The sequence below is a fragment of the Oceaniglobus roseus genome (assembly GCF_002869745.1).
GTDB classification, from domain to species: Bacteria; Pseudomonadota; Alphaproteobacteria; order Rhodobacterales; family Rhodobacteraceae; genus Oceaniglobus; species Oceaniglobus roseus.
Map to the genome: position 1 here is coordinate 64761 of NZ_PNOS01000022.1, position 7255 is coordinate 72015.

At 70.5% G+C, this 7255-nt stretch carries 8 protein-coding genes; 5 read left to right on the forward strand and 3 right to left on the reverse strand.

Going from position 1 to position 7255, the window contains the following annotated elements; translation table 11 throughout:
* Window positions 1–57 precede the first annotated feature (57 nt).
* The gene (locus A7B20_RS12290) at window positions 58–816 is read right to left on the reverse strand and encodes an SDR family NAD(P)-dependent oxidoreductase (protein ID WP_102108877.1); all 759 of its coding nucleotides are present in this window, start codon (window positions 814–816) and stop codon (window positions 58–60) included.
* A gap of 142 nt (window positions 817–958) precedes the next feature.
* Between A7B20_RS12290 and A7B20_RS12295 the strand changes: the two genes are divergently transcribed.
* Window positions 959–2332: an L-serine ammonia-lyase gene (locus tag A7B20_RS12295; protein WP_102108878.1), complete on the forward strand. Its 1374-nt coding sequence runs from the start codon at window positions 959–961 to the stop codon at window positions 2330–2332.
* Here A7B20_RS12295 and A7B20_RS12300 read toward each other — a convergent pair.
* Together A7B20_RS12300 and A7B20_RS12305 are read right to left on the reverse strand one after the other, a co-directional pair.
* A complete protein-coding gene (locus A7B20_RS12300) occupies window positions 2313–2906 on the reverse strand; it encodes an REP-associated tyrosine transposase (protein ID WP_245866864.1) in 594 nt (197 codons plus the stop codon). The genes A7B20_RS12295 and A7B20_RS12300 overlap by 20 nt on opposite strands.
* 78 nt (window positions 2907–2984) lie before the next feature.
* Window positions 2985–4100: a Ppx/GppA phosphatase family protein gene (locus tag A7B20_RS12305; protein WP_102108879.1), complete on the reverse strand. Its 1116-nt coding sequence runs from the start codon at window positions 4098–4100 to the stop codon at window positions 2985–2987.
* A gap of 217 nt (window positions 4101–4317) precedes the next feature.
* On the opposite strand from A7B20_RS12305, the gene A7B20_RS12310 reads away from it, so the two are divergent.
* From A7B20_RS12310 to A7B20_RS12325, 4 genes are read left to right on the forward strand one after another with little or no spacing between them, the layout of a single operon-like run.
* Window positions 4318–4614 carry a virulence factor gene (locus A7B20_RS12310; RefSeq protein ID WP_102108880.1) on the forward strand — a complete coding sequence of 99 codons (297 nt, stop codon included), beginning with the start codon at window positions 4318–4320 and terminating at the stop codon, window positions 4612–4614.
* Between the two features lie 26 nt (window positions 4615–4640).
* Window positions 4641–5585 carry a methylenetetrahydrofolate reductase gene (locus tag A7B20_RS12315; protein WP_102108887.1) on the forward strand — a complete coding sequence of 315 codons (945 nt, stop codon included), beginning with the start codon at window positions 4641–4643 and terminating at the stop codon, window positions 5583–5585.
* Between the two features lie 7 nt (window positions 5586–5592).
* On the forward strand, window positions 5593–6252 hold the full coding sequence (locus tag A7B20_RS12320; RefSeq protein ID WP_102108881.1) for an HAD family hydrolase: 660 nt from the start codon (window positions 5593–5595) through the stop codon (window positions 6250–6252).
* Entirely contained in the window at window positions 6249–7229 is a 981-nt protein-coding gene (locus A7B20_RS12325) for a methyltetrahydrofolate cobalamin methyltransferase (RefSeq protein WP_102108882.1), read from the forward strand. The genes A7B20_RS12320 and A7B20_RS12325 overlap by 4 nt, the downstream gene beginning before the upstream one ends.
* Window positions 7230–7255: the final 26 nt, after the last annotated feature.

Genomic DNA, 7255 nt, shown 5'->3' on the forward strand with positions numbered 1-7255 from the left:
CACCCCTCTCCCGTCTCTCCGCGGATGCCGCGCGCAGGCTCGAGATGCACCGGCCCCTCATCCCGCCGTGAAGCCCCCGTCCACCGGCAGCGCCGCGCCGGTGACGAAGGAGGCCGCGTCCGACAGCAGCCAGGCGACCACCCCGGCCACCTCCGCCGGCCGCCCCGTCCGCCCCAGCGGCATCCCCGCCACGATCCCCGCGTGGACCCGCGGCATCTCCGCCGCCACGCCGGCGGTCATCGGCGTCTCGACCCAGCCCGGACAGACGCAGTTCACCCGCACGCCGGCTGCCGCGTATTCCAGCGCCACCGCCCGCGTCAGACCCACCGCGCCATGCTTGCTCGCCGCGTAGGCCGTGTTGACCCGGCTGCCGACCAGCCCGGCGACCGAGGCGGCGTTGACGATCCTGCCGCCCCCCGCCGCCGCCATCGCCGCGACCTCGGCCTTCAGCGACAGCCAGAGTCCGGTGAGGTTCACGGCCAGCACCTTCTCCCAGTCCGCGAGCTCCAGCTCCAGCAGCGGCCGCAGCATCGGCCCGCCGATCCCGGCCGCGTTGAACGCGCCGTCGACCCGCCCCCAGGCCGATTGCCCGGCGGCCACGGCACCGGCCACGGTCCCGGGCTCGGCCACGTCCCCCGCGCAGACCATCGCCGCCCCTTCCCCAAGCTCCGCCGCCAGCACCGCGAGCCCGGCCGGGTCCCGGTCCACCAGCACCAGCCGGGCACCGGACTCCGCGCAGAGCCGCGCCGCCTCGGCGCCGATCCCCGAGGCCGCCCCGGTGACCAGCACCACCCTGCCGTCCAGATCGTAGCGCATGGCCGCTCCTTCTCCCGTTCTCCGCCGCGCCCGCGCGGGCAAACGCCGCTTTCCCCCTGCCGCCCCGGTTGCAGCCCTGCTAGCGGTGGACCACATGCAGGTCTGACCCACCGCTCACGCTTCCGAACACAGGCGCCGTTTCATGTTCCTATCCGTCTTCGAGATGTTCAAGGTCGGCATCGGCCCCTCGTCCTCCCACACGATGGGGCCGATGGTGGCCGCCGCCCGCTTCCTCGACCTCCTGCGCGCCCGCCCCTTCACCGCCCACGGGCTGCGCGCCTCGCTCCACGGCTCCCTCGCCTTCACCGGCCAGGGCCATGCCACCGACCGCGCGGTGATCCTCGGCCTCGCGGGCTTCGCGCCCGAAACCTACGACGCCGAGGCGGCCGAGGCCGCCCTGGCCGAGAACCGGCGCACCGGGACCCTCGCCCCCGAGGGTCTGCGCCCGCTCGCCTTCGACCCGGAGACCGACCTGAAGTTCGACTACGGCCCGCCGCTCCCCGGCCATGCCAACGGGCTGATCCTGATGGCCACCGACGCCGAGGGCGACGTGATCGCGCAGGAGACCTACTATTCCGTCGGCGGCGGCTTCGTGCTGACCGAGGGCGAACTGGCCGGGGGCCGCGACACCGACGACGGGCCGCCCGTTCCCCACGCCTTCAAGACCGCCGCGCAGATGCTGGAGATGGCCGCGCACTCGGGCCTGTCCATCGCCCAGATGAAGCGCGCGAACGAGCTCTCGCGCCGCCCCGCCGCCAGCCTCGACGCCGGGCTGCAACGGATCTGGACGGTGATGAACGACTGCATCGACCGCGGCCTCACCACCTCCGGAACGCTGCCGGGGGGGCTCAACGTGCGCCGCCGCGCGAAGGGCATCCACGAGGCGCTGATCGCCGAACGCGGGTTGAACCAGCCCGCGCCGCACACGATCAACGACTGGATGTCCGCCTATGCCATGGCGGTGAACGAGGAGAACGCGGCCGGCGGACAGGTCGTGACCGCCCCGACCAACGGCGCGGCAGGGGTGATCCCGGCGACGATCCGCTACTGGCTCGACCACGTGCCCGGCGCCAGCGCGGCGAAGGTGCCGGAGTTCCTGCTGACGGCGGCGGCGATCGGCGGCCTCGTCAAGCACAACGCCTCGATCTCGGGCGCCGAGTGCGGCTGCCAGGCCGAGGTCGGAAGCGCCGCCGCCATGGCCGCCGCGGGCCTCGCCGCGGTGCTCGGCGGCACGCCCGAACAGGTGGAGAACGCGGCCGAGATCGCGCTGGAACACCACCTCGGGATGACCTGCGACCCGGTCCGGGGCCTCGTCCAGGTGCCCTGCATCGAGCGAAACGGCCTCGGCGCGATCAAGGCCGTCTCCGCCGCCTCCCTTTCGCTGCGGGGCGACGGCGCGCACCTCGTGCCCCTCGATGCCGCCATCGAGACCATGCGCCAGACCGGCGCCGACATGAGCGAGAAGTACAAGGAAACCTCCCTCGGCGGGCTGGCCGTCAACGTGCCGAACTGCTGAGCCGGGTCCAGGCAGGATGGGTGATATCACCCATCCTACGCCCCGCGGCGAACTCCCCGAAGGCGCCGCGGAACGCCGCCGCCTCCCGCGCCCCGAGCCGCGCCAGCGCGGGATCGTCGCGCCGCACCGAGGAGAACGGCCAGGACCCCGCCGTCTCCGCCAGCCCGTGCAGCACCGGGTTCACCCAGCAGTAGCGGCAGTGCAGGTCGAGGTCCGCCGCGTCGCGCAGGGTGTGCTCCCAGAACCGCCGCTGCCAGATCCCCCGCTCGCCGCGCCGCCGCTTCGAGGCGGTGCGCGCGCCCCGGCAGCCGAGCGCGTGGGAGAAGCGACCCTTGATGAGCCGCCAGCGCGCCGAATAGTCGCTGTCGCCCGGCGGCAGGGTCCAGACGGCGTGCAGGTGATCGGGCAGGACGACGATGGCCTCGGTCCGGAACGGCCTCTCGCGGCAGGTGAGGGCGTAGGCCCTGCGCAGCTCGGCGATGCGATCGGTCAGCAGGGTGCCACCGGGCTGCGCCAGCATGACGGAGAAGAAGAAGGTGCCGCCGGGCAGACGGCGGCGGCGATAGGAGGTCATGGCCGCAGGATCGCCGGGGCGTGGTTAACGTCCGGTGAAGCCTGGAGGCAGGATGGGTGATATCACCCATCCTACGGTTCAGAACACGCCGTCCTCCAGCACGCCGTCCGCCGACATCTGGGCATAGAGCAGCCCCTCGCGCAGACCCCGGTCGGCCACCGACAGCCGGTCGGTCGGCCAGACCCGGAGCAGCGCCTGCAGGATCGCCGCGCCCGACATGATCAGCGCGTGGCGGTCCCGCCCGATCCGCGGGTCCACCCGCCGCCCCTCGGGGCCGAGCGACAGGTATTCGCGGATCACCTTGTCGATCTGCTCGGACGTCATCCTGAGACCGTCCACCCGGTTCCGGTCGTACCGCTTCAGCCCGAGGTGCGAGGCGGCCACGGTCGTCACCGTCCCCGAGGTCCCGATGATCTGGAATCCCTCCTTCGCCTGCTGGTCGGCATAGGGCGAGAACTCGGCAAGGTTCTCCTCGAAGAACCAGCTCATCAGCGCGAAGCGCGCCGCGTCGTTCGTCACGTCGTTGAACTGGTCCCGGAGCGTCGCGACCCCGAGCGGCACCGAGATCCAGTCGACCACCCGCGCCGCCGGGAAGGGCGACTCGATGTCCGGCACGAAGCCCGAGTGCAGCCGCATGATCGCCTTCGGCCGCTCGATCTTCGGCACCCGCGTGAGGTCGATCCAGACCAGCTCGGTCGAGCCGCCGCCGATGTCCACCACCAGGAGCTGCTCGGTCTTCGTCGAGACCAGCGGCGCGCAGGAGATCACGGCCAGCCGCGCCTCTTCCTCGGGCTGGATGATCTCGAGCTTCAGGCCGGTCTCGCGCCGGACCATTTCCATGAACTCGCGCCCGTTGGTCGCCCGACGGCAGGCTTCGGTCGCGACCAGCCGCATCCGGCCCACCCGGTGCTTCGCGAGCTTCCCCGCGCAGATCCGGAGCGCCTGCACGGTGCGCCCCATCGACGCCTTCGACAGCCGCCCCGAGGCTTCCAGCCCCATGCCGAGCTGCACGGATTTCGAGAAGCTGTCCACGACATGGAACTGCGTGCCCTTCGGCTGGGCAATCAGCATCCGGCACGAGTTCGTGCCGAGGTCCAGAGCGGCGTAGAGCGCGCTCGGGTCGGGTCGTGCGGTGCCGGGGGGCTCGACCGGTTTCGGGAACGCGCCCGCACCTTTGGGACGCTTGGGCGCCATGACTTCTGCGCCTCCAATTCAGTTGTCCGCAGCCTAGGGCCGCCGCCCCGGCCACGCAAGTGGCAGCGCGCCGCAGCCCTCATGATCTTCCTGAAGCGAATTCATCGCCCCGCCCATGGCCCCCTTGCCGCAGGACGTGTAGCAAGGGTCGAAATCCGCCCGTGGCACCGGACCAACGGGCTGCTATTCCGGCGTCAGTCAAACAGGGGCACGACACATGGCCGAAGTCACCATCGTCTACTGGCGCGACATCCCCGCGCAGGTCATCGTCGGCAAGGGCCGGCGCGCCGCAAAGGTGCAGCTGCCCGAGCGGTTCGAGCAGGCCATCGACCGCGCCGCGATGAAGACCGGGGCCGCCGGAACCGACGCCTATCTCGCCGAATGGCGGCGGGGCGAACCCTACGCTGTCGAAGGTGACGACGAAGTGGTCGCAAAAGCCGAAGCGGCACGGCTGGAAGCCGAATACGACACCGCAAGGATCAAATCCCTGATCGGCAACGACGGCTGGGCATGACGCTCGCTACATTCCTGGAGAAGACCATGGCGCTTCTGAACTTCCGCAGAAAGGACACCGCTCCCGCCACGAAGGCCGCCGCCACGAAGGCAGGCGCAGCCGCGGTCGAGGCCTTCCTGAACGGCTATTCCATCGAGGTGATGCCGCGGACCGCCGAGAAGGTCGAGGATTTCCGCGCCCTCCTGCCCAAAGGCACCCGCGTCTACATCGCCCACATCGACGGCACGCCGATCGAGGACATGGTGGCGACGGCGAAGCGGCTTGCGGCTGACGGCTTCAACGTCATGCCCCACTTCCCCGCCCGCATCATCGCCGACCAGGCGATGCTCGGCGACTGGATCGCACGCTACCAGGGCGAGGCGGGCGTCAAGCAGGCGCTGCTCCTCGCGGGCGGCGTGGCCGAGCCGAAGGGCGACTTCCACTGCTCGATGCAGCTGCTCGAGACCGGCCTGTTCGACAAGGCGGGCTTCACCCGCCTACACGTCGCGGGCCACCCCGAGGGCAACCGCGACATCGACCCCGACGGCTCCGACGCCAACGTTTCCGAGGCGCTCCGCTGGAAGCAGGCCTTCTCCGAGCGGACCGACGCGAAGATGGCGCTCGCCACCCAGTTCTGCTTCGAGGCCGGGCCGGTCATCGAATGGGCCAACGCGCTGAAGGCCAACGGCATCGACCTGCCGGTGCACATCGGCGTCGCGGGCCCGGCGAAGCTCCAGACCCTCATCAAGTTCGCCATCGCCTGCGGCGTCGGCCCCTCTCTGAAGGTCCTGCAGAAGCGCGCGATGGACGTGACCAAGCTGCTCCTGCCCTACGAGCCGACCGAGTTCGTGGCCGAACTGGCCGCCCACAAGGCCGCCCACCCCGACTTCAACATCGAGCAGGTGCACTTCTTCCCGCTCGGCGGCATCAAGACCAACGCAGAGTGGGCGATGAGCCACGGCGGCGCCTCGGCCAAGCCCGCGGCGGCCTGAGACCGGCATGGCAGCAGCGCTCCTCTTCGATCTGGACGGCACGTTGCTGCACTCCGACCCGATCCACATCCAGGTCTTCATCGATCTCATGGCCGAGTACGGCCGGAAGATCGACGCGGACTTCTACCTGAGCCACATCCACGGCCGGGCCAATGCCGACATCTTCGCCGATTTCCTGCCCGGCGAGGATGCGCAGGCCCTGTCGGACCGGAAGGAAGCCATGTTCCGCGACCGCCTCGGCGACCAGGCGCACCCGACCGAGGGCCTGACCGACCTGCTCGACCGCGCGGCGCGCAACGGCTGGCGGATGGCCGTCGTCACGAACGCTCCGCGCGTCAATGCCGACGCGATGCTGGCGGCGATCGGGATGCAGGGGCGCTTCGACACCCTCGTGATCGGCGAGGAATGCGCGCGCGGCAAGCCCGATCCGCTGCCCTACCGCACGGCGCTGGACCTGCTGGGCCTGCCCGCCGAGCGCGCCATCGCCTTCGAGGACAGCCCTTCGGGCATCCGCGCCGCCCGTGGCGCGGGGCTTTACACCTACGGGCTGACCTCAAGCCTGGACCGCGACGCGCTGGCGAAGGCCGGCGCCTCGGCCAGCATCGACGATTTCACCGACCCCGCGCTTGACGCACATCTGACGCGCCTCGAAGGAGCCATCCAATGACCCGCACCGTGATCGAATCCAAGACAAAGACCGTCGTGATCGGCTTTGACGAGCCGTTCTGCGTCATCGGCGAACGCATCAACCCCACGGGGCGGAAGAAGCTCGCCGCCGAGCTGGAGATGGGCGACTTCTCGACCGTCGAGAAGGACGCGCTCGAGCAGGTGGCCTGCGGGGCCATGGTGCTGGACGTGAACTCGGGCGCCGTCTTCACCAACAAGATGGCCGAAGACCCGCGTTACGCCGACAACAACTTCGTCGAGCCGCCGCTGATGCGCGACCTCGTCACCCGCATCCAGTCCATCGTCGACGTCCCCCTCTGCATCGACTCCTCCGTGCCCGGTGCGCTCCAGAACGGACTCGAGGCCGCCGAGGGCCGTCCGCTGCTGAACTCGGTGACGGGCGAGGAGGAGCGGCTGGAACTCGTCCTGCCGCTGGTCAAGAAGTACAACGTGCCGGTCGTCGCCATCTCCAACGATGACACCGGCATTTCCGAGGACCCCGAGGTCCGCTTCGCCGTGGCGAAGAAGATCGTCGAGCGCGCGGCCGACTTCGGCATCCCCGCCCATGACATCGTCGTCGATCCGCTGGTCATGCCGATCGGAGCCATGGGCACCGCGGGCCAGCAGGTGTTCACGCTGGTGCGGCGCCTGCGCGACGAACTGGGCGTCAACACCACCTGCGGCGCCTCGAACATCTCGTTCGGCCTGCCCCACCGCCACGGCATCAACGGCGCCTTCCTGCCCATGGCGATCACCGCGGGCATGACCTCGGCCATCATGAACCCGATGCGGGTGCAGGAGATGGAGGCGATCCGCGCCGCCAACTTCCTGATGAACCACGACGCCAACGGGTCGCAGTGGATTGCATTCTCGCGGATCATGGACGCGGTCGAGGCCGGCACCCCCTTCGCCGAAGCGTCGAAGGCGTCGATGGACGCGGGCGCGGGCCAGGGCGGACGCCGCCGCCGCCGCGCCTGAGCCATGGCCTGCGGGGGCGGCTCCGC